Below are 26,825 nucleotides of genomic sequence, written 5' to 3'. Positions count from 1 at the left end.
TCATACACCGCTAAGTGTCCTAAACCGTACTGTTGGGGCAGTTATGCCGAGTTTTTTGGTTATCCTGAGCCTGTGGACAGTGCCAGCCTGTGGAAAAGCCATTTGGGGTCTGTCTTAAAAGAGCTTTCCCACAGGCTTTGGACAAGTCTAATTTGAAGTATGCTTTGGGGTTGACTTGCCCACACTGTCCACAGGCACGACGGCTGCATGGGGTATGCATTATCCTGCGCGCATCTTGTTGATATTGACCATTGTCAGATTGAATTTCCAGTAAAAGATGGTCATTAAAATACCCCACGTTCCCTTAATTTCTTGGACTCGTGGTGCAGGAACTAAATTGATTATACGAGGAGGTTGACTATGAAGTTTCAATTAGCGCTCTAACCAGCCAAACCGGCCTGAAACCCACCCATATTCCGAATATTATCCATCTTCTGGATGAACAGTATTTCCGTAAAGTGGAGGCGGTCGAATTTGCTGTAAAATATGACGCCGGCAAAGATTTTCGCGGGGTTTTCTATGCCGATGTTGTACGTATTGGTGTCTCACGGACCTCGAAAACGCCACTCAGTATGTACTTAGCCCATAAAGGACTCAAGGCCGCGAATATTCCGCTGGTTCCGGAAGTAAATCCGCCGGAAGAACTGTTTAGTATTTCTCCTAAGAAAGTAATCGGTTTAACATTACAACCTGAATTGCTTAACTCAATTCGTACGGAGCGCTTAAAAACCTTAGGGTTGGAAGTAGGCCCGGATTATGCTAACCTAGAACGCATAATCCAAGAGCTGGAGTATGGACAGAGTGTCATGAAACGTCTCGGTTGCCCAATCATCGACGTCACTAGCAAAGCGGTTGAAGAGATCGCAAGTATAGTGTTGGAAATATTGAATAAGGAGGACGAAAATGACTAAGAAGTATGTCTACTTGTTCCGGGAAGGAAATGCTTCCATGAAAGACTTATTAGGAGGAAAGGGCGCTAATTTGTGCGAAATGACCAATCTGGGCTTACCGGTTCCACCGGGATTTACCATTACCACGGAAGCATAATCGAAAATTTTATAAAAAACCTAATAGATGTTATATGAGTTGAAATATCCTCAAATATGTATACTTACACGGTTAGCAGTGGGGCTTGGGGTATCGATTGAAGAGTTAGTTAGAACACTTTGAGGTTCCCCGAATAGGTAGCTATATAATTCCTATATTATCCTTTTATAACAGTCAGAAGCATTTTAAAGCGCTTCCGGGCCTCTAATCCGTGCGGTATACCGGAAGGCATAACGACTATCTCGCCGTTTTTTACAATTAAAAGATCATTTCCAATCGTAATTTCTGCCTCTCCATCTAAAACTTGAACAATTGCGTCTCCTGAAGTGGTATGAGTGCTGATGCCCTCGCCTTCATCAAGAGAAAACAATGTTACATTTGCTGTAGGTATCTGAGCAATAGTCTTGCTAACGACTTGCCCTGGCTGGTAGCTTATTAATTCTTCCAACTTTAGTACTTTAGAAAACTCAATATTCTTTACTAGATTAAACAAATTGATTTCCTCCTTTAAATTCTTAGGATGTCATTTCTAGCTTAGTATAACCTAAAAAACTTATCACTGAAGGGGAAATTAAATGTATAGTTTGCCAGTGTCTTGAAAATGTTCAGGAAGGGCTTGTTGTGGTTTTTTCCTCACACACAACTGCCGGAATAACTATTAACGAAAATGCCGACCCGGATGTACAAAGAGATTTTCTCCGGAGGCTTGATGTAATGGATTTTAAAATATACTTTTAAACGATTTTGGCTGTTCGTTGTTGTCGAAGTGGTTGCTAACTTTTTATTCGCCTATTTAGTATTGACTTGGTTTGCAAGAAGAGGAATAGTAGATTATAATGCCGCTTTAGCAGTGTTTATAGCAGCAACTTTAATTTCACTTTTAATGTATAGTTTCCAAATGTGGCAAGAGGCACCTGTAAACAAATAGTATTTTTAAGGGCTTCCGAGATCATGTATCGACTTCGGAAGCCCTGTTTTGATGTACTTCGTACCCCTTTTCCGTGCCAATTTCATGCCGGAAGATTTACTCAAGCTTATCCCGGTTTATGCTATTGCCATTTACAAAATTTTAGTTTCGATTTAATAATCCAATATCAAGCTTTTTTTGCCTAATAACTCTATTAATTAGATGAATAATCAGTGCCAGTATAATTGTGATCATGATGATGTGCCAACGTTGTTGAACCACTGTGGCTATGCATATGAGAACCATCAGCCAGATAAACTGCCGGGCCAGTCATACCAGAATAATAATGAATATGCCCATCGTTCCTCGAAGTGGCCCCCTTGTAACTATGTACATGTGATTCGCCGTATGCTATCCCTAAACTAGTCTCACCTGCCAAAGTGTGATTGTGTTCATCACTTACTGATGTTACAAATAAATAACCGTGTACATGGTTAAGGCCTGTTCTCAAAATCGTCACCCGCCTCTTATTAGTAAAAATTCCACGAAAGCTTAATACAATATATGGAGGTTGCTGGTAATCCGTGTATTTGATTAAAAAGGGGGAGGGCTGCCCACACTCCTCCTGGCTCTCAATCCCGGTTTTACTGGCTCAAAACCGTCGGAATACTCAGTCCGGTGATCACCATATTGAAATATAAAACTAAAAGGTGTAGCATTACACTATAAAATAATACTTACCATGAGAAAGAAAAATGGAAAAAGCAAGGATAGTATTTCACTCGTGAAAGGAAGTGCGCCACAGGGTGATATTATGAAGATTTACATTTTACCTAAAACAAAATCCGGCAAGTACTCTGTAATATTTATCGTTATTGCCATTGTATTGGCAACTATTGTAATTATGGCAGGAATGAATATAGCTACACCACTGGGTAATGCCGGTTTCTTTAGCAATATGCCCTTGGCGTTGATGACCTTGGTGCATTTACTTGTGCTGTAATTTCTACGATAATGGGTTTTGTAGCATTAATCAAAAATACCGAACGATCAGTTTTAGTATATTTATCTATTTTGATTGGCGCATTGGCTATATATTTGGGATAGCGCAAGTTGTCGGTGAAATTACTGGTTCACATTGATGTGCCACTCCGATACTCAGTAGTGTAAAGGGAGTCCTGTTAGATTAATTTACTTTTATGGCATAAATAATTGACTTCATAGAAGTCGAGTGCCGCTCTTCCTCTATAAAAAATGATTAGATGAAAAGAAACTTATGGAGGTGTCTGAAGTGAACAATACCCAGCGAATATTACTTGCGGTGTATTTGCCCCTCACAGTTTTGATTCTATCTTTTCATATGTTATATCAGAAAGATGAACCTGCTTTATATTTAATGTTTGCTGTTAGGGTGACCATGTTCTTCTCTGTCGTTGTTATGGTAAAGCGGTTTAAGGAACAGAATCTTATTCTGCTGGCATTTTTATTTACGATCATTTCAGACTATTATTTTGTATATGCGAATACTTTGGTTCAACCCATTGCGAATCGTGAACTCTATGGAATGCTTGGATTTATAGCGGCATATTTGTGCTTGATAGCTGCGTTCAACAGAAATTTTAAAATTGGAAAAGCCGAATTAATTACGCTGTTACCCTTTGCAGGTATCTTTACATATGTTTTCTTATCTCTGCAACAGTATGCAAAAGGCTTCATGTATCCGGCTGCAATTATATTAGGAATTATACTGTGCTTTGCTGGAATGACAATGGTTGCGACACTGTACAGAGGATACTTCTTAAAGAGAACGGCATGTTTGGTAGCATTGGCAGGATGCATACTATTTATTAGCGACATGTTCGTTGCATTTTCCATTTTCCACCCCGTTTTTAAAGAGTTTATACTCTGGAAGGAAAATCTGATTTGGGGCACTTATGTACCGGCTTGGACCTTTTTAATGATGGTGGCCGCAGAAGATAAAATACATTGTATAGAAGAGAAAGTTGAAGTACCACTTGTCTGAATCAAAGACTAATTAAGCGGTACTTCAAGGGAGTTGGCAACCTGTCCCATGAGAGGTGTGATTGGGTGTGATGAAGGATTTGATTAAATGCATTTCATTATGCGCTTAGCATGAAACCCTTTGTTAATTTGTTTTACGGATGTTAAAATAGTTTATCCAGAGAAACACGAGGACCTGGATGCTGTAATAATAGCCTAGTTGAAAGGACGAGCAAGGTGAAAGTCAGGATTTTTAGTTCCCCGGATTATCGAATTTTAGATAAAGAAATCAATCAATGGCTGGAAGAGAATAATTGGATTAAGGTAATTAACATAACCCAAAGCACAGGAACCGCAACCGTGATTTCTATCTGGTACAACGAACCTAATGTACCGATCCTTGGGTAATGTCAAAAGGTAAATTATAATAAGATGGACATGGAGGCCAAAGAATGCTTACCTTTTATTGTTTTCCCCAGTGAAAGACTTGCCGTAAAGCAGAAGCGGGTCTTCGGCAAGAAAATATTCCGTTTGAGTACCGGAACATTGTAAAAAACCCTCTCTCCGTCGATGAATTGTTAGAATTGGCGGAACTTGGCGAAATCACTGTTCATGATTTGCTTAACAAGAAGAGCAAAACTTACAAGGAGCTTGGGAAAGAACTTGATGGGTCCAACGAATTGGCGGTTGCCGGTTTTCTTTCGACTAATCCAAAAGCAATGGTCAGACCATTGCTTGCAGGGATCAACGAGCTGATTATTGGGTTTGAGGATTAAAAATGAATTGATGGCTGCTATTCGCTCCCTTTCTACCATGCCGGAGCGTTTTCCTTTTCTCCATGCGGAATTATTCCTATCAATAAATACCACAAATTGTTCGTGGAAAAGTGGTATTTGATTCTATATCAGATGAAGGATCAGACAGTGTACATTGAATAAATTGGGGATTGCAGGCGGGATTATGGGTGTTTGGTGCGATAAGTGCCTATAGCCAACCGTTGTATTAGTAAGGGAGTGATACTATGCCCCCATATCAAATTAAATTCAAGCCGGAGAACTGTATTATTGAAGCTGACGCCGGCACATCTCTGCTTAAAGCAGCCGCTCAGGCGGAAATACATATCAAATCAGGGTGCGGTGGTAAGGGAACTTGCGGTGCTTGTAAGGTTGTAGTTAAAAGCGGAGACCCCTTAGTGCTGGGAACCGGGAACTTAACAGCCGAGCAAATTTCCGCCGGAGTCAGGCTGGCCTGTCAAACCAGGATCCGAGGGGATTTGACGCTTGAGGTGCCTCCGGAGTCCCGCTTGCAAGATCATCAGGTCTTAATGGGGGATGTCCAGAAAGGGATCTTACCGGAAAGCGGACCTGATTTACTGGAAAGGTTCGGGCATCATTCGCTTGCAGCGAAGCAGCGAATTTCACTGCCTGCGCCGACCTTGACGACGAACACGTCTGATTGGGACCGCCTGAATCTGGAACTACGGTGGGTCCTCAAAGCTGGAGAAAAACCCATTCACATTCCCTTAGCCATTTTAAAAAACTTGCCGGAAGCCCTCCGTCAAGCAAACTGGGATGTATCTGTCACCCTAACTGATACTGATTCCGGGATGACCGTCACTTATGTGGAACCCGGAAATGACCGGCCACCCTATGGTTTGGCAATTGATATTGGTACCACTACAGTTGTCGTTTACCTTATCAATCTCCGGACAGGAGAAATTGAGGATCAGCAGGGATCATACAATAAACAGGCAAAATTCGGTGATGACGTTATTTCGCGGATTGTATATGCCGCAGAAGAAACGAAGCACTTGGAAGGGATTCAGCATACGGTTATTGAAACCATCAATGCGCTTATTGACACGATTCTTGGCCGTCAATCCCTGACAAGTTGCAATATTTCCTGTGCCATGGTCGCCGGCAATACCACAATGACCCAATTATTTCTGGGCGTGGATCCGCGCTACATTCGATTGGAGCCCTATATTCCTACGATGACCGGCGTGCCCTCTGTCACCGCTCAGGAAATTGGCTTGCATATGCTGCCTGAGGCGTTGGTACATTGTTATCCCGCGGTAGCGAGTTATGTGGGCGGGGATATTGTTGCCGGAACACTGATTACGGATCTGGCCAAGGGGGAAGAGATTAGCCTGTTCATTGATATCGGGACGAATGGGGAAATTGTACTCGGAAATCAGGACTGGCTCGTGACCTGCGCTTGTTCTGCCGGACCAAGCTTTGAAGGCGGCGGGATAACTTTTGGGATGCGAGCAATGCCCGGAGCGATTGAACGGGTGATCATTGAGCCCGAGACCTTGGATGTATCCCTGAAAGTGATTGGCAATAGCCTGCCCGTTGGAATATGCGGTTCAGGTCTGGTGGATTGTGTGGCTAAGCTGCTCGGAGCAGGAATTATTGATCGGGCGGGGAATTTCCAATTGGGACATCACTCCGGCTCGGAGCGTTTAAGAGCTGCAAGCGATGACAAAGAGTTCGTCTTGGCCTGGGCTGAGCAGGCTGGCGGAGAAAAAGACGTGGTCATAACTGAAAATGATGTCAAAAATATCATACGCGCTAAGGGGTCGATCTACGCCGGTATTCGTTGCTTACTGAAGATGGTGGCCGTAGATATGGAAATGATCAGTAGGATTGTTATTGCCGGGGGGTTTGGTAATTACCTGAATGTTCATGATGCCGTTCAAATTGGACTGCTTCCGGATCTTGAACCGGAACGCTTTGAATTCATCGGCAATGCTGCCATTAAAGGAGCACGTCTCGCCTTACTCTCCCAGAATGCCTGGCGGGAAGCTGCCGAGCTGGGACGGAAAATGACCTATGTGGAGCTCTCAGTGGGGGCGACATATATGGACGAGTATGTTGCCGCCCTATTTTTGCCCCATACGGATTTATCCCTTTTCCCATCTTGTCAAAATAGTGATTAACGGAGGTCTTCTTATGGCAAAGGCCAAATATATAGCAGTTGCCGGTAAAGGTGGAGCAGGAAAAACTACGTTTACGGCTTTATTGTTAAGACAATTAATCAGCCAAAAAAAAGGGATTTCAATTCTCGCCGTCGATGCCGACCCCAACGCCAACCTTGGCGAAGCTTTGGGCCTCAATGTTACGGCAACGATTTCGGAGTTGCTGGAACAAATTAAAGAGCCCCAGGCAATTCCCGCTGGAATGCCCAAGAATATCTTCGTTGAATATAAACTTCAGCAGTGCTTGGTAGAGTCTAAAGACATTGATCTGCTTGTTATGGGAGGGCCGCAAGGAGCGGGGTGTTACTGCTATCCCAATGATCTTTTACGCAAACATCTTGAGAATATCGGAGAAAACTATGACTATGTGGCAGTGGATTGTGAAGCCGGTCTGGAACACATCAGCCGACGTACCATTCCCTACATTGATTGTATGTTCGTCATCAGTGATTCTTCGGCCCGGGGCATCCGCTCAGCAGGCCGGGTACACGATCTGATCCGCGGACTCAAGTCTCCCGTAAAGTCCATCTACTTGATTGTGACGAAGACCACGGAGGGAAGTATGGAGTCCTTAAAAGAAGAAATTGAACGCACAGGGCTGACTTTGCTTGGGGATATTCCCCTGGATCCTCTGGTTGCGGAATATGACCTTGCAGGCCGACCATTATTCGATTTGCCTGATGAATCCGTCTCGGTTCAGGCTGTCGAAAGCATTTTGCACAGGGCTGGAATCTTTAAATAGCCTTTAAATAGCCTTTAAATAGACCATGACTAGACCTTTAGGCCACAAACGTGGCGCCGCCGAAAGGATGAAGATGTTTATTAAGAACATTTAATAGATATTGAAATAAAAACCAAAAGGTGTAGACTTACACCATAAAATAAGTATACTATGAGGAAGAAAAATGGGAAAAAAGCAATTTGTTAAATTAATGGACGAAAAACTTAAGCTGATTCGCACTGAGTACGGACTGACTCAGGATAAAATGGCTTTAATATTGGGGATTTCAAAAAAGACCTTGATCGAAATAGAAAAAAACAGAAAAAGTTTAGGCTGGACCAGTGCGGTTGCATTAGCAAGTATTTTTTCAGACAGTACAATACTGCACGATGCAATCGGAGGGGATGTATCTGAAATCATCATCGCCTTGGCGTTTAATGATATCGATGTTGACTATCCTAAAACTTGGGGAGGGAAAGTTTGGTGGAAAACAATATCCGAGGAAAAATGCTACCGCATTCAGCAGAATATGTTTTCGCGTCATTATAGACTATTAGATCAGGAAAATCGTAGGGTATATGCCTCTTTTAGTTTAAAGGAGACGGAAGAACTATTGGAAGAGATACTGAACTCTAAGTAGCCTCGATCTCCTTGGCGCAAAAGGGGGCATTTTTCTGTACCCATGATAATCGTCGAGGTCTTTTGGAATAAAGAGGATTACTTAATATGTTGTTCCCCGCGGTGATACTCGGCAATATAGGGAAGATTTCGGTATTCTTCTTTATAATCAAGACCGTAACCGACGACAAAGAGATCGGGCATAATAAAGCATCGGTAATCAATTGTGAGCGTGAGTAGCCGCTCTGCAGGGTTGTCAAGGAGGGTGCAAATTTTTAGACTGGCAGGTTTGGAATCAGCAAGGTGCTGACAGACATAACCCAAGGTTAGGCCTGTACCAATGACATCTTCAACCAAAAGCACATGGCGATCGGTTATGGTTAAGTTCAGATCCTTGGTAAATCGGACAACCCCGGTTCTATTTGTTACCTCAGGGGATACTCCTACGGAAAGAAAATCAATATTCAAAGGAATAGTGAGATGACGTGTTAAGTCAGCTACAAAGTAGATGGCTCCTTTGAGGACGCTGACTATGACCAACTCCTTGCCCTGGTAGTCTCGATTGATCTCCAGACCTACTTCCGCTACTCTCTGTTGTATTTGCTCTTGGGTAAAGATAGTTTTTCCAATACCAGAAATACCCATTATATTTCAAATCCTTCCCGTAGTCCGAATCTTTCTAAAAGGGTATAGAAGTCGTTTTTAAAAACAATGTTGATATTAGTACCGGGATAGAGCTTTTTGAGCAGATGCACCTTTTTCTTTTTCTCAGAAACATATTTCTGATTCATGGTAGTAAGCTCTATATAGGTATTAAACCTGGGCAAGTAAAAATCCGGTGAAAAAGCCATGGTGATATTGCCTTCCATATCCCATTTAATAGGGAAGGTGCGGGGCTCATATTCCCAGTCTAAACTGTACATATCAAGAATCTTGGCAAATTCTTCTTCGGATTGGTTTTTAAAAACAACATGCCTATTCACCTTTTCAGCAAAGGGTTTAACCAAAGGCGGAGAGGTAACCTGCTTATTCTGTGCTAAGTTGTATAACAGGGAGGTTACTTCTTCTATGCTTAGGAAATCAGTATTAATGGTAATATGGTAAAGCCCTGGGTCTGACCAGTCCTTCCTATAAAGTGTGGCGATATAACGTTTGTGTTTCCGATCTGTAAGCTCAAGAAACTTTTCCGCATCTTTTTTCAAAAGGCTATGGGTTTGCATAATGCGGTTGGTTCGGATTTCACGGGATGCCATAATTTTCACGTGAAGGGCGGCAGGATGGCGAGCAAAAATAATCTGAGCACCTAAACCTGAAATTATTGCCGGTTGTTCGGCAATAAAATTTTTCAATTTGACTTCCAAATGTTCGGCAAAGGTTAAGCCCAGGGCTGAAGGGGTCAAGAAAAAACCAGGGCTTTCCACCAGCATATGTAGTTCATGTTTGTTGGCCACCTCTGGAAGCCATTCGCTCATGACAAGATCTCTAGTAATGACAGGTAGATTCAGCTTTTTGGCGAGAAGTTCCATGATTTCATTCCCAAGACTTCCGGTTTGTCTGGAAACAGTAAAGAATAGCATAACAGTCACCTCTTGATGTTGCTAAATTGGCCATATATCTCTGTACAACTTGATTAAGCTTATATCAAGTAGTTAATAGAATAATTCTACCATGAATTATAACCGGAAGCTAAAAGTTCTAGCAGGTCCCGTGTAGAATTATAAAGTTGGTAAATAAACTAATTAAGATTGAAATTTTCTTGTCAGAGTATAAAAGAATGAGATAATAATAGTAATGACTTGATTAGCCGAGATAGTATTTAAAATATCCGGGAATTAGGAGAGATACAAAATAATTCGGCCGTATTCGTGAATTGACGGAAGCGGATTAATCGGATATTATTTAAGTAAGCTCCAAGGAATTCCTAAGACGGGAAACCTGCACAGCCAGAAAAACAGAAACGGAACAGAAAAACTTATCGAGGATTCAGTGGGAAATGGGTACAACAGGTCTGACGACATGGAAGAGAAAATTCGCGTAGTCTGAAAGGATTAAAGTGGATTGGGCACGGAAGTGAAGTAAAGCTGTGGTAGGCAGATGACAACTGGAACCCAGACCAATCAAGGTTGTGTCAATCGATAAGTTGAGTATTAGGAAACGAAGTTTGAAGGCAATGGTAGGTAAGAAGTCGATAAAGGTTCGTTGGAGCTTCTATAATTCAAAAAGCCGGAGCAGAGATATCTGCCTCGGTTTTTTCATTGCAAATGATTATAGCCGTCGGATTTATAGTTAATTCTGAACGGGCGGTACATCTTATCGTAACTACATACCTTGATTCGGCAGAGTTGATGGCCCGACGGCATATCCCCATGACAATGCAGGATAGGGCAAAGCGTTTAGATATCTTTATCCAGTTAAATGCAGGCAACAGCGGCAGCCCGGTCATCAATAATCAGGCACAAGTAGTCGGTGTGATTTTTGGCGTTACTACTTTCGAAAATGAGGGGGTTTCAGAGTCCAGGGGTTTAGCAATACCGATTAAAGCCCTGCCTAAAAAATATTTTGACCAAAACTGAGCAGGAGTTTGCTTAGAAAAAATAAATATAGACGCCCACATGAAAGCAAGCACGGTGGGTTTTTTTATTGCAAGAGGCTCACTTCTTTCCACGCGTTCCCCTTAACTTTTGCTCACTTTTATTATCGCGTTCATAAGATAAGAAAGAGAGGATTAAACAAATAAGCATAAGGTGAGGAACGATATGAGGCTTAATGGAAAGGTTTTGATCGCTCAAAGCGGGGGGCCGACTGCAGTAATAAACCAGACCCTGGTCGGAATAGTTCTGGAAGCCAAAAAACATACCCCAGTATGCGGAGTTTATGGAGCATTAAGAGGGGTGGAGGGGATAGCTAATGAGGATTTTCTCGACCTAACCCAAGAAACTACCTATAATTTGGAACAGGTGGCCTTAACCCCGTCCTCTGCTTTATTGTCTACTAGGATAAAACCGGACAGCAAATTTTGTCACGAGATATTAAAAGTCTTAAAAGCCCATGATATCCGATATTTCTTTTATATCGGCGGCAATGATTCCGCGGATACAACCCGCATGGTTAATGAAGAAGCCAAGCTGGCCAAATATGATTTGCGGGTGATCCATGTGCCTAAAACTATCGACAATGACTTAATGCTGAACGATCATACTCCTGGCTTTGGTTCGGCAGCCAAGTTTGTCACCCAGGCTTTTATGGGAGTTAACCTGGATGTCAGGGCTATACACGGAGTATATATTGGCGTAGTAATGGGCCGTCATGCCGGATTTTTAACTGCATCTTCGGCCATTGCACGAAAATTTGATGCTGACGGGCCTCATCTCATCTATCTACCGGAAAGGGTCTTCAGCATAGAGCCGTTCCTGCTGGATGTAAAAGAGGTTTATGACAGATACGGGATCTGTATAATTGCCGTTTCCGAAGGAATCAAAGATGCTTCTGGGGCGCCTATTGTTACAACGCTGGGTAAGGGAATCGAGAAGGATGCCCACGGCAATATACGGCTTTCTGGCACCGGTGCCTTGGGAGACATGTTATCGGATCAAATCAAAGAGAAGCTGAACATTTCCCGGGTGCGCAGCGACACCTTTGGCTACTTGCAGCGTTCTTTCTTCGGCTGCGTGTCCGATGTTGATCAGCATGAAGCCCGGGAGGTTGGAAAAAGAGCTGTTCAGATGGCTATGTGGGATGATGTGAACGGTTCAGTCACCATCAGGCGAATTGGTAACTATTACATCGATTATCAACTGGACCGGTTTGAGGATATCGCTGCCAAGACCAGATATATGCCTGATGAATTCATCAACCGGGCAGGAAATAATGTTACGGACGCCTATAAATTTTACGTCAGACCGTTGTTAGGCTCCGGGCTGCCCCAGCCTTCGTGGGTGCGGGCTCCCCAGGTACCCAAACTGTTGAATAATGATTAATAGCCTGATATCAGCAGCTTCGGGGCATTTTGCCCATTTCTCTTATGCTTTTTTACGTGTTTGAGCGTCCCTTTTTCTTTTGCCTGTAATATTTATTGAACGTCTAATGGAACATATTTCCGACCTCCAGGGGGATGCAAATGCGCGGAATTGAAGCGGTCAGCGGAAATTCTGGATGGGTCAACTGCTTATTTTATGTAATTTCTGAGATAAAGTCTTACTAATTATAAGTATTATGATTTCGGAGTTCTCACTCTTTACGCGTTATATACTTGAAATGAGGACAGATCACCGAGGCTGTATTCTTATCCGTAGTTATGTCAATAGCATTACTCTAACTATGCCAATGCTAAGTATTAATTAACAGGGAGGAAGAAAAATGATTCGTAAAAGTATTATAAGAACGATGGAAAGTACCTTCATTGTTCAGATACCCCATCCGGCAGGAAATGGTATGCTGACCCCAAAGGGGACAGGCTTTTTTATCTCGGGAGATGGATATTTTATTACCGCGAAGCACGTCGTTGAAAGTGTTAGTAATTTTACAGATATACGGTTATCCCGACCTGGGAATGATGTACGTACGATGGTTCAATATCCGGCACTAGTTAAAATGTGGGATAGTTCTGATATAGCTCTACTTAAAATAGATTATAATTTGAATAAAGATAAGGAGTTTCTTAAGGGTAAAAGTGAATTCTCTTATATAGAAATTGAATTGGACGAACAAATTGAAGGAACTCCAGTTTATTCATATGGATTTCCCTTGTCGCGAGTTGAGAGAAATGGGGTAATTGCATTTGAATTTATTAGCCCTCGAGTTACTTCAGCTATAATTGCTTCGAGGCACGATTTAATTGGACCAATACGCTCAAGCAGCGATCCAAAGTTTTATGCCATTGACAAAGCTTTGAATAATGGGAACGGTGGCGGCCCAATAGTTTTAACGGAGACGGGAAAAGTGATTTCAGTATGTATTAGGCCTCAACCGGTGTCTATTCGTCAGGATCAGAAGGTTTCAGTAACAGTACCGCTCTTATATGCAATTACTTCATCTTTGAAGAATATTGAAGATTATCTATAGTACTATGTTAGTATTCTAAACCGCAACGTCACATAAATCCTATAAATTCCAAGGATTAAAAGGTTCGTAGATTAAGTAAAAGTTATTTAAATTGCATTTTGCGGAATGATACGATGCATAATAAGAGTATATTATTGCTTAAGAAGTAAGAAGGGGATCAGAGAATAGGGAAGGAACCGGCGTGATTATATGACTGCTAAACTCAACGAGTACAACCAAAAAAGGAAATTTGCCAGAACCTTGGAACCGGAAGGGATAACAGAAGTTGCACAAAAGGGTCTGAGGTATGTTGTCCAGCACCATCTGGCACGTAGAGATCACTACGATTTCCGCCTGGAATGGGACGGAGCTCTATTGAGCTGGGCAGTACCCAAGGGCCCTTCCTATGATACACGGGACAAGAGGCTCGCCGTACGGGTGGAGGAGCATCCTCTGGAATACAGAAACTTTGAGGGGACGATTCCCAAAGGGGAATATGGCGGCGGTGTGGTCATGCTCTGGGATGAAGGGTACTGGGAACCCTATGGGGATGTGGAGGACGGACTTTGTGCAGGTGTGCTGAAGTTTGTTCTAAACGGAAGAAGACTTAAGGGAAAGTGGGCGCTGGTGGGATTAAACGGGAAAGCCGGCAAGAAGCAGGATAACTGGCTGTTACTTAAAGAAAAAGATGAGTATGCCAAAACTGCCGACTGGATTTCTGAATTTACCACCAGTATCAGAACCGGACGCTCCATGCTGGAAATTGAAGAAGGGGCAGACGATAAGATCACCCGCAATCCCTTCAGCAGTACAGGCGTGCAGCTGGCCCAATTAGTCCATTCGCCTCCTAAGGGTGAGGATTGGCTTTATGAGATGAAATACGACGGCTACAGGATCCTGGCCTATATAGAAGACAATAGCGTCCGGCTTATCACCAGGAACGGCCATGATTATACGGAACGGTTCCAGGATTTCGCCTCTTCCCTTGTTAAATGGGCAGGCAGGAGGGCGATGATCCTGGACGGCGAAATGGCCATCACAGACGCAGTGGGCAAGACGGATTTTCAGGCCCTGCAGAACTATCTAAAAAATCCCCATACCAAAAACCTGACCTATATCGTCTTTGATCTTCTGGCGCTGGATGGAGCGGACCTTCGGGGACACCGCCTGATTGACAGAAAGGATACGCTTGAAGCTTTGCTGAAGGATCCCCCCAAAAACCTTCACTACAGCCGACATGTGAGAGGAAACGGCAAGGAAAGTTTCCGCGCGGCCTGTGAAGCAGGCATGGAAGGGATCGTCGGCAAAAAAACCGATTCCGTCTACAGCGGTGCAAGAAACGGCGACTGGATCAAACTTAAATGCGATCAAAGGCAGGAATTTGTCATCGGTGGATATACGCTTTCCGATAGAAAAACCAGCGGGGTAAGTTCCCTGCTCCTGGGCGTCTATGCAGGCGGGGAATTAGTCTATGCCGGACGTGCCGGTACCGGCCTGAGCCAAGCAGACATGAAAGAGCTAGAGGGGAAATTTGCGGGTATAAAGAGAATGGAACCCCCTTTCCAACCCGCGCCCAAGCCCAGGTCGACGGAAAAGATCACCTGGCTTGAACCTGAACTGGTGGCGGAAATTAAATTTGCCGAATGGACCGAAGATAAACTATTAAGGCAGGCCAGCTTTAAAGGTCTGCGCACGGATAAGAATCCCAGGGATATTAAAAAGGAAAAAGCGGATGAGGAAATACAGCCTCAATCAGCCGCTAAAGAAACGGAGAGCGTCGTGGAAGCAAACACCAAAGGTCTCATCATTGAAGGAATTAAGATCAGCAACCCGGATAAGGTTATCTTTGCCGACCCTGAAATCACCAAAGGGGATGTGATCCGGTATTACGCCCAGGTGGCAGGGCGCATGCTTCCTTTTGTGAGCCGCAGGATTCTCAGCATTGTGCGCTGTCCAAAGGGTATCTCCCAGACCTGCTTTTATAAGAAGCATCCCGGTCCGGGGAACCTTGGAATCGTGACCATTCCTATTTTCACCAGTGACGGAGAACCGGAAGACTATTTCTATATCGAGAATGCATCCGGGCTGATCGCCGAAGCACAAATGGGTACACTGGAATTTCATACCTGGGGAAGTAGTGTCGACGAGCTGGAAAGGCCTGATCTGATGGTATTTGATCTGGATCCGGATGAAGGGATGGACCTGAGCAAGGTGCGCCAAGGTGTGCGGGATATAAAAAATATTCTTGCTGAACTTTCCCTGAACTCCTACCTCAAGACCAGCGGCGGTAAAGGGTACCATGTGGTCGTTCCATTAAAACCTGCCGTTGCCTGGGATGGATTTCACAATTTTGCCAGGCGTATTGCCGAAGTGATGGAGCAGAAGTGGCCGGACCGCTACACAAGTAATGTGAGAAAGGCTAAGCGTGCCGAAAAGATCTTCATCGACTGGATTCGCAACGGCAGAGGTGCTACCAGCATTGCCCCCTATTCCCTGAGAGCGCGGAAAGGGGCTGGGGTATCCATGCCCATCGCCTGGGCGGAGCTGGACATGGTAGCTCCTGACGGTGTCAATATGGCGGAGGCACTCCGGAGGATCGGCGGCAATGATCCTTGGCAGGATTTTTTCCGGAATAATCAACAGCTGAAATGAGCAGGCGGAACTATGTGCCATCCTCCTGCCTGAACAGGTAAAAGTTGCAGAGCAGCAGGGCGCAGATTCGTTCGTCTTCCAAGCTGATACCGCAAAGTTCCTGTGTTTTGTTTAAACGGTAAAGCAATGTATTTCGGTGTATGTGCATTTTAGCTATAGTTTTTGAATGGTTGCACATGGAGTTAATATATATACGCAGCGTTTGCAAATAAGCGGTGCCGTTTTTTTGGCCATAAAGCCGCAAAATCTCTATGGAAGGATGCAGATAATTTAGCGGATCTATACTTTCGCGTACATATGACATCATATTTTCCAATACAAAATCCCGATAGGAGTACATATTTTCTGCAGGTATATATCGCCTGCCAACCTCAAGCGCCCGCTCAGCCTGGTATTTTCCGGTCCGTTTCCTCCTATTATCACTACACAAATAGGGGGTTTCAGTGATATGCTAAGGTTTTGTTCCCAGATCAAAAACTCCTCTCGGGTGCTGACCAAACCTTGAAACAGGTCGCGTATAAAGGACGTTACAATAGGATAGTGAGAGTTGGAAGAGGTGTAGGCTTTTTTCTACATTTCCAATGCTACCGCCTGGCATACCAGCTGCGTGATCTTGACATGCAAATCGGTAAATTTATCTTGTTCAAATAATACGCCTACATATCCCCTATCTGTACTGCTGCAATTACCAGCGTTATAATAGAAAAGAGAGGTGTTATTAATGAGGTTGACTCCAGCAGGTGAACTGACCCGGCGAATTACCGCATTGCAAAAACTGTTGCAGCAAAAAGGCGTTGACGGTGCGTTAATCATGGATAACGTGGATATGTTCTATTTTGCAGGCACTGCTCAGCGTGCCTACCTGTTTGTTCCTGCCGAAGGCAGGCCTTTGTTGATGGTGAAGAAAAGCTTTACCCGTGCCCGGGGAGAATCAGCGTTGCAAGAGATTATTCCCCTGGCTAATGTAAAAGACTTAACCAAAATGCTATATGCGTATGGTTATAATAAAATAACTACCTTGGGGCTTGAGCTGGACGTATTGCCTGCGGCACTGTATCTGCTTTTTCAAAAGCTATTTGAGGGTGCTCAGATTGTAGATATCAGTGGCTTAATTCGTTCTGTGCGCATGGTTAAGTCATTTTATGAACTGGAGGTGCTCCGGGATGCCGCTCAGCTTAATTACACTCTCTTTTCCCGGGCCAAGGACTATTTAAGAGAGGGTATTACTGAATTGGAATTGGCAGGTCAGCTGGAGATGGTGTATCGCCTGGCAGGACATTCGGGCACTGTAAGAATGCGAGGATTTGATCAGGAAGTATATTTTGGTCATATATTGTCTGGCGCCAATGCGGCTATACCTAGTTATATGGAAAGTGCTACCGGCGGACCGGGAGTAAGCATGTCCTTTCCTCAGGGAGCGGGCTATAAGATAATAGCCCGGAATGAGCCGGTTATGATTGATTATGTAGGAGTTTTAGACGGTTATATGGCAGACCAGACCCGGATATATTGTATCGGTCAACTGCCGGATAAACTCGTACATGCTCATGAGACAGCTTTACTTATTCAAGAAGCAGTTAAGCAGATGGCTGTGCCGGGGGCATTGTGCGAGGATATTTACCGGCATGCGATGAATATGGCGGCCGAATCCGGATACGGAGAGCATTTCATGGGCTACTCCGAGCCCGTACCTTTTATTGGACATGGCATAGGTCTAGAACTCAATGAATGGCCGGTATTGACCTCAGGTTTTAAAACGCCGCTGGAGAAGAACATGGTCATAGCTCTAGAACCAAAATTTATTTTTCCCGAAGGTGCTGTGGGCATAGAAAACACTTTTGTTGTGGGGGAAAAAGGACTGGAAACATTGACGTTGTTTGATGAAAATATAATTTATCTTAGGTGAAAGACAAGCTGAACAAACGGAAGGCACACGAGATCACATAATATATTTAAATAGTTATGTTTATATATAAGGATAAGGTATTGGATTTACTTTAAACTTATAGTATAATTAGCTCGATATTGAAATTATACATTAAAGGAGGATGTTGGATGAAAAGAAAGACGATTACATTAATGGTGGGGCTGATTTTTTCGATGTTGGTGTTTACCGGATGCTCCCAACAAGTCAACTCAGTGGGAACGTCTCCAAACGGGAGTGAAATTGCCATAGAGAAAGCTGCCATGAAGTTTATGAAGGATTATCAAGCAGGCGGCTATAAACTTGTTTCGACTGAGGATCTAAACAAATGGGTGAGCGAAAAGAAAGACATGATTATTATTGATACTATGCCGGCCGATAATTTTGCTAAAGGTCATATACCGGGGGCCGTAAATGCAGTGCTTCCTAAAACCGGGATGGCCGACGCTACGGTTGAGCAAAAGGCAGCTTTTATAAAGCTTCTTGGAACTGATAAGAATAAGATAATAGTGGTATACTGCGGATTTGTGGGTTGTGCAAGAAGTGATGTAGGGGCAGTCCTAGCCGTAAAAGAAGGTTTTACAAACGTATATAGAGTACCAGGCGGATCGGTAGCCTGGGAAGAAGCTAAATATGCGATGGAGAAATAGAATTTCTAACCTGACAAATAACAGCAGTCTCCCGATTTATCGGGAGACTATTTTGTACTCTCGGTCAATCCAAAATCAGAAACAGAAAGGATAACTAATCAATGATAATGATAAATAAGGCTAAAACCATAGGCTACCGGAGGCTCTTTGCCATTGTATCTTTAATCGGAGCGATCTATGCGGCTTATGGCGCTTCCAGTACACTGACTTGGCCGGGGATCACATGGTATATCATCTGCATCGCTGCGCTGTTACTTGTCAAAGATCCCAGGTTTGTCATACTACTTTGGTTTGCTGTAGCCACCCATATCATACTCAGCGGCTACCAACTCTGGCTTTGGCAAACTCAACAGATCACTCCTTGCATTTATTGCTCTAGCGCAGCGTTGTGCGTCCTGATCGCCACGACTGTGCTGTACCGCCCCTTACTTAGTGCTTTGTTGGTTCTGTTTATGATCGGAATGCTGTGTGCATGGCCCTTTATCTTTCCACCATCATGCGGCTGTTAAATCTAACCTCGATGTTTGAGTTTTTTAATAACAATTTGATAAGACCACCTGGTTCCGTACTTGGCATAACTGATAATTAATTACCTTGAATCTTAACCTTAATATAGTTAATAGTAGTATTGACATAATTAACATATGGGATTATTATCTTAAGTATAGAGATGATTTAGATGACTTACATAGAGGTGATGGTTCTTGAACTATAAAATGCCGCATCGGTGTCCGGTATGTGATCACGAAATGCGGATTAGTAAACTAACCTGTACCCATTGTCCAACAAAGATTGAAGGGGAATTTAGTACGTGTAAATTCTGTCAACTCCCGGCTGAACAGCTGATTTTTGTGGAGACATTTATTAAATGTCGTGGGAATATTAAAGAGGTGGAAAAAGAGCTGCGTATCTCCTACCCTACAGTACGAAGCCGTTTAGACAGTATTATTGAAACGCTCGGCTATCGGGTCGACGGGGATAAAGAAAAGCAGGATCCCCAAGAAGAAAGCAATCGCAGGGAAGCCATTTTGGAAGCCCTTGAACGCGGGGAAATTTCACCGCAGGAAGCGACCCTTAAATTGAGAAAGATGGATAAGTAAGAATAGGGGTGAAGGCCAATAAAGGCCGGAAAGGAGCGGACATTATGGGCAGCGAAAAAATGAAGGTTCTTGAGATGATTCAAGAAGGAAAACTGACCGCAGCTGAAGGAATGGATTTGCTGAAAGCAATTGAGGAGGGGAATACGGATGGGGAAATTCTTACGGCCATATCTCCGATGAATCGTTTCCTGCGTGTTCGCGTCATTGGAGAAAAAACGTTGAAAGTCAATGTGAATGTCCCGTTCAGTCTGCTTCGTTCAGCCTCCAAACTCGTCGTTTATGCTATGAGCTTTGTCCCTGTCGAAAAGCGTGCTGAATTCGAGAAAAAGGGTCTTGATTTACAAGCCTTGGATGTCGAAGAATTCGTCCGAATCATTGAAGAAAGTGTTGATGGGAAGATCGTTGACGTTGAAGTTACGGATCCTCAAGAAGGAAAAATAAAGGTGGAAGTGTATGTGGAGTAAATCAGCTTTTTTACTAATGATCCAGATCAAAACACAACGTGGCTGGGGTTTCACCTTTCCGATAACCCTATGGGTTATCGACGATTGGTTTGAGGCCTTGACGGATTTAGCTCGGGTTGGGGAAGCCGCCTTAAAGCTTGTTCCGAATCCACGGGAACCAGCCGCCCGAACTCATTTGCAATGGGTAAAACGGCTTTCCCCCAGCCGCATCCTTTCAATTTCCCATATCCTCCATGGAAACTACTCTGTAGGCATAATAGTTATATGATAACTCCTCTTTACGGTTCTTTATCGGAAACGATGGGGTCCTCTATGTTTTGGCAAAGGGTGTTCTTTTAAGATCCGAAGGTCTCGATCATCACTAAAACTCTCTTCAGTAACACGGTGACAACCCGAGTTGTTCAAGGGAACCACTCATCAAATTGTTCAAGAAACGTGATCGATTTGCACACTTAATTGTCGCATAAATAGCGATTGTTTTGACTTTATGTTTTTACAGTTAGGGTATAATTATGGTACAATATGACATAAAAACGGTAAGGGAGTTGACAGTTATGCCACGAATCATTCCGATTCGAGATTTGAAAAATACAAAGCGGCTAAGGCGGTGATCATTCATCGCTTTTTCTATGGCGCACAGGATTATATGAAATTGATTTAAAGAAATTTAACTTGTGCAACCCCTCAGTAGTACGTTTAGTCCAGAAGAACATTGTCGATTTGATGAACAAGTGAGAAAGGTCGTGACCGAATGCTGATTATTGGCGAACGAATTAATGGGATGTTTACTGATATTGGAGATGCACTTCGTAATAAAGACCCAAAACCATTACAATATTGGGCTGTGAAACAAGAAGAAGGAGGGGCTCATTACCTCGACGTTAATTCCGGACCGGCCATCCCTACAGAGGAGCGTGTCGCTGCTTACGAGTGGATGGTTAAGGTCATTCAGGAAGTTTCCGAATTGCCTCTTGTCTTGGACTCAACTAACTACAATGCCATCGAAGCCGGTTTAAAAGTTTGTAAACGCCCGGCAATTATTAACTCCTGTCCAGTCGAACAAGTTAAAATTGAGCGTGTCTTCCCCATGGCGATTCAATATAACGCAGGTCTAATCGGTTTAACCATGGACAAGCAAGGAATTCCTAAGGACGCTGAGAACAGGGTTGCTTTTGCCATGGAATTAGTAGCCGCCGCAGATGAATATGGTCTTCAGATGGAAGACCTCTTTATTGATCCGCTTATTCTCCCCGTAAACGTTGCTCAGGAACATGCCCCGGAAGTATTAGAATCCCTCCGTCAGGTAAAAATGTTGGCCAACCCGGCGCCGCGCACGGTTCTTGGCTTATCAAATGTGTCTCAGAAAGCACAGGATCGAAGTTTAATCAATCGCACTTTCCTGGCCATGGCTATATCGTCAGGACTTGATGCGGCTATCATGAATGCCAATGACGATGAACTTGTCGATGTTGCCGCAACCTGCCAAATCCTGCTCAACAGAAGTATTTATGCGGATTCCTACCTTAAAGTTTTCCGCGCACGCTAATTGCTCACGCACATTAATCGTCATGCATAGGGGTTCACGGTGGCAGTTGCTTATCATGCCGTAAACAGTTAAAATAATAACGTGTTAATATACTGGCAAAGGGAATAGTATAAAGAAGAGTATACACTAATATTTTTGGAGGATTTTTAATGAAAATCAGCTTTTTCGGAGCCGCCCAAGTTGTCACGGGATCATCGTTTCTTGTTGAGTCAGGCGAATCCCGAATTTTAGTAGATTGCGGGATGTTTCAGGGCCCCAAAGCGCTGAAAGAATTAAATTACAAGGAGTTTCCCTATAATCCAGCAAGTATTAACGCCGTTATTTTAACCCATGCTCATATCGACCATTCAGGAATGCTGCCAAAATTGATTAAGGCAGGGTTCAAGGGTACTATCTGGGCTACCTCGGAAACGACAAAATTATGCTCGATCATGCTTCCGGATAGTGGTCATATTCAGGAAATGGAAGTGGAACGTAAGAACCTAAAGCGGGAGAGAGCTGGACTTAAGCCGATAGTTCCGGTTTATACTGTCCAGGATGCGCTCGATACCCTTCCATACTTACATGCAACGCCTTATAATGAAATAATCGAGCTTGTTCCGACTATATCTTTTCAACTCTACGACGCCGGCCACATTTTAGGATCATCACATGTTGTGCTCTACGTCAAAGAACAAGACGTCAGTAAAACAATCGTGTTTTCCGGTGATATTGGCAATGTTCACCAACCCTATATTAAAGACCCAAGTATTTTAAGTGAAGCTGACATTGTCCTTATCGAAACAACCTATGGAAATCGTCTCCATGCCGATGAAAACACTGAAGGATTAAATAGAGATCGCACTGAACAGCTTGCCGAAACGATTCGAACAACTTATGAGGCTGGAGGGAATATAATCATCCCTGCCTTTGCCATCGAACGGACCCAAGATCTGCTTTATTATCTCTTAAAATTACAAAATGAACAGCGCATCCCTACTTTGCCGGTTTATATTGACAGCCCCTTAGCCATCGCGGCGACAAAAATATTCCAGGAAAACACCAAACACTTTGATGCCGAGACGCATGCCTTAATTAAACAGGGCAGTAGTCCTCTGAACATGCCGAACGTTCATTTCAGTCTAACTACTGCGGATTCAATGGCGATTAATAAGATTGAAGGCGGAGCGATCATAATTGCAGCCAGCGGTATGGCTGATGCTGGGCGGATAAAATATCACCTTAAACAAAACCTCTGGCGGGAGAAGGCCACCGTCCTTTTTGTAGGATATCAGGCCGAAGGCACACTCGGCCGCATACTTACTGATGGTGCCGAGACTGTGGCAATCCACGGAGAGAAGGTTGCCGTTAAAGCACGCATTTGTAACATGGACGGCTTTTCCGCTCACGCCGATCAAACCGCTTTGCTTCATTGGCTCTCTCTCCTGGGAAAAAAGGCGGAACAACTCATTCTTGTTCACGGCGAATTGGAACCCCAAACCATTTTCTCCCATAAGATTCAAGAGGTGTTTGGCAAAATCCCTATTATCCCTCAACTTGGGGAGATTATTGAATTCCTACCTGATCAAATCGTGAGGCATACTCCAGAAATAGAATGGTTAATACAGGATACTTCCACCGAGAACAGGGAAGAAGAGGAACGCGTTTCCTCCGTAATTCCTGAGCCAATATCAACATTTCAACCGATCAAACATACACTCAAAAAACGATCTAAAATGGCCAAACCATACCGATCTCGGGCTCAAGTTAATAGAGCTTATGTCCGACTACTCCACCGACTCAAGCAGCTGATTAATGAAGGGCAACAGTCCCATGATTTTGACAGGGTTGTGGATCTTCTTGACCGTATGACAAGCTGGCTTGAGGAACAAGAACGGGGAACGAAGCCTAAGAAGTAATCTGCTTCATTAGAGCCAAGCAAATTCGGCAGTTTGGCGTTTTATCCCACCCAAGAAACGAAGTGTTTCTTCACGTCGCTTTACCGCTAAACGTTTTCCAGCCTTGGTTGATACTTTGTGAGGAAGGGCATCAGCAAAGAGACGAGCTCTATCTACTGCATTTTCAGGGGTCAGAATTAATTCATCTTGCCCAACCAAGCTAAATAAACGCATTAAGCCTATGTTTCCAAAATTATCTAATATGTCCGAATCACGTAAATAGACCGCCTCATCACTCCGTCCTGGTTCTGAGTAATACATGTGGTTTTCAACAGCATCTAAAACCGCTGGCAGCTTGATAGGGGAAAACAGCTTTTGTTGTAGGATGTTTGATGTTACCCCCTTGGAACGCAAGGTGTGATCCATGTTTTTGTTTTTCAACGCATAGACAGGGTATTTTCCTGTGTCGTGCAGCATTGCTGCAGTATATAGAACTTCATCATCGAGAGTTAAGCCAGCAGAGAGTTCTTTTGCCAAATGATAAACCCTAAAACAATGATTGAGCCCCCAAGCAGGGTGAGCACCAGATTGACCAACGATATCTATAAGTTCTTGCCGAAAGTCCATATTTACTCCTCCTTAGTTCGTTTGGAAACTATATACTCCAAAAGGCTCATATTCTCCTGCTATAATCTGGAAAACATATCGACCTGTTTTTTATTATTTGATGTTTAATAAACGATTTTTGATCTAAATATCCTTTGTTACCATTTTTTAGAGAGGATAATAGATAAAAAGAGAGAAAACTATAGAGTGTTTCTTGATGGGAACATAGGGAGTGAGCATCTATGAATAAAGTAAGTGTTTACGGGAGCTTTACACAGGCTCTTTTCTTTTCCGGTGTAGTATCAATTCCCAAATATCTCTTAACCCATTATACAGAAATTGGTTTGAATGATCAGGAGATGATGGTGTTGATTCAGATTCTCTGTGAAATTGAATCAAACCCGTATCCTTCTATAGCAACCTTAGCTGACCGCATGACCGCATCTTCAGCCGATATTGAGGAAGTTGTGGGTCGATTGGTAGAGAGAAAATTAATGGCAATTGAAAAGTACTGGAATCCTATCGAAAAAAAGTGGGCTAATACCTATAGTATTGTTAAACTAATTGATGAACTTGCCGAAGTCTGGGCCATAGAGCGTTCTCAGCAATTAGATGAAGAACGGAACCTGAAACAATCCCAATCTTCGCCGCAATCGATCTCTACCCCAAAAAATCCGTCTATGGAAAACTTAGTCCATACCTTTGAGCAAGAATTGGGTCGCTTACTTACCCACCTGGAGTGTGAAAACCTGGATCGTTGGCTTGCATCTCATTTTTCTGAAGAGTTGATTATTGAAGCCTTGAGAAGAGGCGTAAGTGCCGGTATTCGAAACTTCCGCTATCTGGATTCTATTCTTCGGGAATGGCAAAAAAAGGGACTCCGCACAAGAGCCGAAATTGAAGCGGAAGACGCTTATTTTCAAGCTCGTCAAGATAAAAAAGTTACAAAGACTAAAAATCTTGTTCCAAAAAACTTAGTTCCAAAAAAGGCTCGGAATAAATATGACGATTTCTATCTATAGTCCGCAACACAACTTCTCATGTAATATCTGGTATGAAAGGAGGAAATGATTCTAGATGAGAAGTATAAATGATATCCTGAAAAATAATGTCTTAACCACTAAAACACCTATTTCCAACTTGGAATCCATTCTAAATACCCAATCTGATTCTCCAACAGACCATCAAAATAATGGAGTGTGCGGTTCAAATCAAATTGAAACGTTTCGATGTATAACTTGCCATGATCGAGGGATCGTTCTTGAAGGGGATGTGGCCTATCCCTGCAGCTGCATGCAAACAAGAAAACTGGAAAATCAGTTTCGCAATGCCCGAATTTCACGAGAATTAATGAAGTGCCGTCTGGAAAAATTCAGGTTCGATTATTACACACAGGATACTAACGACCAATCGCATTATGAAGCGGCTTCAAGAGCCTTAAATGCCTCCAAAAGCTTTGTTAAGGAGTGTAAGTTTAACCCCCATGCTCCTGGGATTCTGTTCACCGGTCCGGTAGGATCGGGGAAAACCTTTCTGGCGGCATCCATTGCCAATGAACTTCTGGACGCACAGCTTCAAGTCCTTTTTTTAGTGGTTCCCGATCTATTGGATGAATTAAGGGCAACCTATAAGTCTGAAATCAATGAAATAGATTTACTGGATTCAGCCCGCACGATTCCTATTCTCATTCTTGATGATTTAGGGGCACACAATTATACGGACTGGACACGGAATCGCATCTATTCAATTATTAATTATCGCATGAATGAATTACTACCCACCATTATTACCTCAAATCTCTCGCTTGATGAAATGGAAGACTATATCGGGGTACGTACAACATCCCGGATAATTCAATCTTCGCGGATCTTCCGTTTAAGCGTAGAAGAAGATATTCGCCACCAGATTTATTATGAACGAGAAGGAAAAAAATGAAAATAATTTTCTAAATCTATGCATGTCCTTAAAAGACATGCATAGATTTTTTTAAGAGATAAAATCTCAAATTAAATAGGAGGTGTTCAGCTTTGGCTAAAATTATTGCGCTTAATCGAAGATACTTCATTATGGTCGCCAGTGTTATCGTGATTTGTCTGATCGGATATGGGGGATTCTCCTTCTGGCAAAACACAAATGCAAGTGTAAGTAAAGTTAACGATGTCCCAGAAATTAAAATGTTAAGTGTTACAGTGGAACCGGCATCGCTAGTCCAGGATCTGACCTATGGGAGTGTGACTTTAAAGGGAGCACAAGTGATCACGACTAAAACGTTTGATCTGATCGCAACAGTACAAAACACAACAGCTAATAAAATGACGAACATACCGGTAGAATTGCAGGTAACACTCGTCGGAGATGATACGAAAAAAGTAACCTCACAGGGCTCATTAGACTCCTTAGAACCGGGCGCCACAGCACGTGTAGCTTTTCGTCAGATAAAAATTTTAGGTGACGCATTAGGGAAAAGCGCTACAGCCGGACAGCATTTAATGACCATAAGTATCAAACCCAATCCTGAAGGGGGCGTAGATCAAGCAACAGAGGCTAGTTTTCGTTTTATGGTTGATACAACGGTTAAAGGCCCCGTGACTGTGAAAAAACAGTAATCTAACTGAAAATAAGTGCTGATCACCAGCACTTATTTTTGTTTTGTCTTCATTTAGGATATAATACTCTTCAGTGGTGAGCTAGC

Annotated in this window: 28 protein-coding genes and 4 pseudogenes; 26 read left to right on the top strand and 6 right to left on the bottom strand. The window is 43.2% G+C overall.

Annotated features, from left to right (window positions below; genetic code table 11):
- Positions 1–371: 371 nt before the first annotated feature.
- A pseudogene (locus AC6I5A_RS08080) lies at positions 372–911 on the top strand (pyruvate, water dikinase regulatory protein); the annotation flags it as partial.
- A pseudogene (locus tag AC6I5A_RS08075) lies at positions 904–1,044 on the top strand (PEP/pyruvate-binding domain-containing protein); the annotation flags it as partial. The pseudogenes AC6I5A_RS08080 and AC6I5A_RS08075, both read left to right, overlap by 8 nt.
- Before the next feature lie 160 nt (positions 1,045–1,204).
- Here the strand turns inward: AC6I5A_RS08075 and AC6I5A_RS08070 are convergent.
- Positions 1,205–1,540, bottom strand: coding sequence for a cupin domain-containing protein (locus tag AC6I5A_RS08070; protein ID WP_034614220.1), 336 nt, complete (start codon positions 1,538–1,540; stop codon positions 1,205–1,207).
- A gap of 62 nt (positions 1,541–1,602) precedes the next feature.
- Between AC6I5A_RS08070 and AC6I5A_RS08065 the strand changes: the two are divergent.
- Positions 1,603–1,758 (top strand): annotated as a pseudogene (locus AC6I5A_RS08065) (YjbQ family protein); the annotation flags it as partial.
- 410 nt (positions 1,759–2,168) lie between these two features.
- Here the strand turns inward: AC6I5A_RS08065 and AC6I5A_RS08060 are convergent.
- Positions 2,169–2,474 carry a YmaF family protein gene (locus AC6I5A_RS08060; protein WP_497900602.1) on the bottom strand — a complete coding sequence of 102 codons (306 nt, stop codon included), beginning with the start codon at positions 2,472–2,474 and terminating at the stop codon, positions 2,169–2,171.
- A gap of 222 nt (positions 2,475–2,696) precedes the next feature.
- Between AC6I5A_RS08060 and AC6I5A_RS08055 the strand changes: the two genes are divergently transcribed.
- The 8 genes and pseudogenes from AC6I5A_RS08055 to AC6I5A_RS08020 all read left to right on the top strand — a co-directional run bounded on the left by AC6I5A_RS08055 (position 2,697) and on the right by AC6I5A_RS08020 (position 8,296).
- Entirely contained in the window at positions 2,697–2,957 is a 261-nt protein-coding gene (locus AC6I5A_RS08055) for a hypothetical protein (protein WP_034614216.1), read from the top strand.
- Between the two features lie 288 nt (positions 2,958–3,245).
- The gene (locus AC6I5A_RS08050; protein ID WP_052167970.1) at positions 3,246–3,977 is read left to right on the top strand and encodes a lysoplasmalogenase family protein; all 732 of its coding nucleotides are present in this window, start codon (positions 3,246–3,248) and stop codon (positions 3,975–3,977) included.
- A gap of 215 nt (positions 3,978–4,192) precedes the next feature.
- Positions 4,193–4,363, top strand: a complete 171-nt coding sequence (locus AC6I5A_RS08045) for a hypothetical protein (RefSeq protein ID WP_497900601.1) — start codon at positions 4,193–4,195, stop codon at positions 4,361–4,363.
- 116 nt (positions 4,364–4,479) lie between these two features.
- Positions 4,480–4,731, top strand: coding sequence for an ArsC/Spx/MgsR family protein (locus tag AC6I5A_RS08040; protein WP_497900603.1), 252 nt, complete (start codon positions 4,480–4,482; stop codon positions 4,729–4,731).
- Positions 4,724–4,893: pseudogene (locus AC6I5A_RS08035) on the top strand (type II toxin-antitoxin system RelE/ParE family toxin); the annotation flags it as partial. The gene AC6I5A_RS08040 and the pseudogene AC6I5A_RS08035, both read left to right, overlap by 8 nt.
- Before the next feature lie 83 nt (positions 4,894–4,976).
- Positions 4,977–6,896, top strand: a complete 1,920-nt coding sequence (locus tag AC6I5A_RS08030; protein WP_034614208.1) for an ASKHA domain-containing protein — start codon at positions 4,977–4,979, stop codon at positions 6,894–6,896.
- A gap of 13 nt (positions 6,897–6,909) precedes the next feature.
- Entirely contained in the window at positions 6,910–7,677 is a 768-nt protein-coding gene (locus AC6I5A_RS08025) for an ATP-binding protein (protein WP_034614204.1), read from the top strand.
- Between the two features lie 163 nt (positions 7,678–7,840).
- The gene (locus AC6I5A_RS08020; protein ID WP_034614202.1) at positions 7,841–8,296 is read left to right on the top strand and encodes a helix-turn-helix transcriptional regulator; all 456 of its coding nucleotides are present in this window, start codon (positions 7,841–7,843) and stop codon (positions 8,294–8,296) included.
- A 77-nt stretch (positions 8,297–8,373) separates the two neighbouring features.
- Here AC6I5A_RS08020 and hpt read toward each other — a convergent pair whose 3' ends face one another.
- Together hpt and AC6I5A_RS08010 are read right to left on the bottom strand one after the other, a co-directional pair.
- Positions 8,374–8,919: a hypoxanthine phosphoribosyltransferase gene (gene hpt, locus AC6I5A_RS08015; protein WP_034614199.1), complete on the bottom strand. Its 546-nt coding sequence runs from the start codon at positions 8,917–8,919 to the stop codon at positions 8,374–8,376.
- Entirely contained in the window at positions 8,919–9,851 is a 933-nt protein-coding gene (locus AC6I5A_RS08010) for a cytidylate kinase family protein (RefSeq protein ID WP_034614197.1), read from the bottom strand. The genes hpt and AC6I5A_RS08010 overlap by 1 nt, the downstream gene beginning before the upstream one ends.
- Before the next feature lie 684 nt (positions 9,852–10,535).
- On the opposite strand from AC6I5A_RS08010, the gene AC6I5A_RS08005 reads away from it, so the two are divergent.
- From AC6I5A_RS08005 to ligD, 4 genes are all read left to right on the top strand, one after another.
- Positions 10,536–10,847: a trypsin-like serine protease gene (locus tag AC6I5A_RS08005; protein ID WP_034614194.1), complete on the top strand. Its 312-nt coding sequence runs from the start codon at positions 10,536–10,538 to the stop codon at positions 10,845–10,847.
- 183 nt (positions 10,848–11,030) lie between these two features.
- The gene (locus AC6I5A_RS08000; protein ID WP_034614191.1) at positions 11,031–12,251 is read left to right on the top strand and encodes a 6-phosphofructokinase; all 1,221 of its coding nucleotides are present in this window, start codon (positions 11,031–11,033) and stop codon (positions 12,249–12,251) included.
- A 379-nt stretch (positions 12,252–12,630) separates the two neighbouring features.
- A complete protein-coding gene (locus AC6I5A_RS07995; RefSeq protein WP_034614189.1) occupies positions 12,631–13,335 on the top strand; it encodes a S1 family peptidase in 705 nt (234 codons plus the stop codon).
- Between the two features lie 189 nt (positions 13,336–13,524).
- Positions 13,525–15,966 (top strand): DNA ligase D, encoded by a 2,442-nt coding sequence (gene ligD, locus AC6I5A_RS07990; protein WP_034614187.1) that lies wholly within the window; start codon positions 13,525–13,527, stop codon positions 15,964–15,966.
- A 10-nt stretch (positions 15,967–15,976) separates the two neighbouring features.
- Here ligD and AC6I5A_RS07985 read toward each other — a convergent pair whose 3' ends face one another.
- Positions 15,977–16,396 (bottom strand): helix-turn-helix domain-containing protein, encoded by a 420-nt coding sequence (locus AC6I5A_RS07985; RefSeq protein ID WP_497900599.1) that lies wholly within the window; start codon positions 16,394–16,396, stop codon positions 15,977–15,979.
- 291 nt (positions 16,397–16,687) lie between these two features.
- On the opposite strand from AC6I5A_RS07985, the gene AC6I5A_RS07980 reads away from it, so the two are divergent.
- The 8 genes from AC6I5A_RS07980 to AC6I5A_RS07945 all read left to right on the top strand — a co-directional run bounded on the left by AC6I5A_RS07980 (position 16,688) and on the right by AC6I5A_RS07945 (position 23,548).
- The gene (locus AC6I5A_RS07980; RefSeq protein WP_034614177.1) at positions 16,688–17,872 is read left to right on the top strand and encodes a M24 family metallopeptidase; all 1,185 of its coding nucleotides are present in this window, start codon (positions 16,688–16,690) and stop codon (positions 17,870–17,872) included.
- A gap of 149 nt (positions 17,873–18,021) precedes the next feature.
- The gene (locus AC6I5A_RS07975; protein WP_034614173.1) at positions 18,022–18,540 is read left to right on the top strand and encodes a rhodanese-like domain-containing protein; all 519 of its coding nucleotides are present in this window, start codon (positions 18,022–18,024) and stop codon (positions 18,538–18,540) included.
- A gap of 101 nt (positions 18,541–18,641) precedes the next feature.
- On the top strand, positions 18,642–19,049 hold the full coding sequence (locus AC6I5A_RS07970; protein WP_034614171.1) for a hypothetical protein: 408 nt from the start codon (positions 18,642–18,644) through the stop codon (positions 19,047–19,049).
- A gap of 195 nt (positions 19,050–19,244) precedes the next feature.
- A complete protein-coding gene (locus AC6I5A_RS07965; RefSeq protein WP_034614170.1) occupies positions 19,245–19,640 on the top strand; it encodes a DUF2089 domain-containing protein in 396 nt (131 codons plus the stop codon).
- Between the two features lie 44 nt (positions 19,641–19,684).
- Positions 19,685–20,104: an SHOCT-like domain-containing protein gene (locus tag AC6I5A_RS07960; RefSeq protein ID WP_034614167.1), complete on the top strand. Its 420-nt coding sequence runs from the start codon at positions 19,685–19,687 to the stop codon at positions 20,102–20,104.
- Positions 20,094–20,372, top strand: coding sequence for a hypothetical protein (locus tag AC6I5A_RS07955; protein ID WP_052167969.1), 279 nt, complete (start codon positions 20,094–20,096; stop codon positions 20,370–20,372). Before AC6I5A_RS07960 ends, AC6I5A_RS07955 begins: the two co-directional genes overlap by 11 nt.
- Before the next feature lie 483 nt (positions 20,373–20,855).
- On the top strand, positions 20,856–21,650 hold the full coding sequence (locus AC6I5A_RS07950) for a methyltetrahydrofolate cobalamin methyltransferase (RefSeq protein ID WP_034614165.1): 795 nt from the start codon (positions 20,856–20,858) through the stop codon (positions 21,648–21,650).
- A 149-nt stretch (positions 21,651–21,799) separates the two neighbouring features.
- Positions 21,800–23,548, top strand: coding sequence for an MBL fold metallo-hydrolase (locus AC6I5A_RS07945; RefSeq protein ID WP_034614162.1), 1,749 nt, complete (start codon positions 21,800–21,802; stop codon positions 23,546–23,548).
- Positions 23,549–23,557: 9 nt separating this feature from the next.
- Here AC6I5A_RS07945 and AC6I5A_RS07940 read toward each other — a convergent pair whose 3' ends face one another.
- Positions 23,558–24,154, bottom strand: coding sequence for an HD domain-containing protein (locus AC6I5A_RS07940; RefSeq protein WP_034614161.1), 597 nt, complete (start codon positions 24,152–24,154; stop codon positions 23,558–23,560).
- A 221-nt stretch (positions 24,155–24,375) separates the two neighbouring features.
- Between AC6I5A_RS07940 and AC6I5A_RS07935 the strand changes: the two genes are divergently transcribed.
- From AC6I5A_RS07935 to AC6I5A_RS07925, 3 genes are all read left to right on the top strand, one after another.
- Positions 24,376–25,155: a DnaD domain-containing protein gene (locus AC6I5A_RS07935; protein WP_034614156.1), complete on the top strand. Its 780-nt coding sequence runs from the start codon at positions 24,376–24,378 to the stop codon at positions 25,153–25,155.
- A 55-nt stretch (positions 25,156–25,210) separates the two neighbouring features.
- Positions 25,211–26,068: an ATP-binding protein gene (locus tag AC6I5A_RS07930; protein WP_034614155.1), complete on the top strand. Its 858-nt coding sequence runs from the start codon at positions 25,211–25,213 to the stop codon at positions 26,066–26,068.
- A 92-nt stretch (positions 26,069–26,160) separates the two neighbouring features.
- A complete protein-coding gene (locus AC6I5A_RS07925; protein ID WP_034614152.1) occupies positions 26,161–26,739 on the top strand; it encodes a hypothetical protein in 579 nt (192 codons plus the stop codon).
- Positions 26,740–26,825 lie beyond the last annotated feature (86 nt).

This window comes from Desulfosporosinus sp. Tol-M2 (assembly GCF_059735615.1).
Note: the sequence above shows the minus strand (reverse complement) of the source record. Positions and strands in the feature narration are given on the sequence as shown.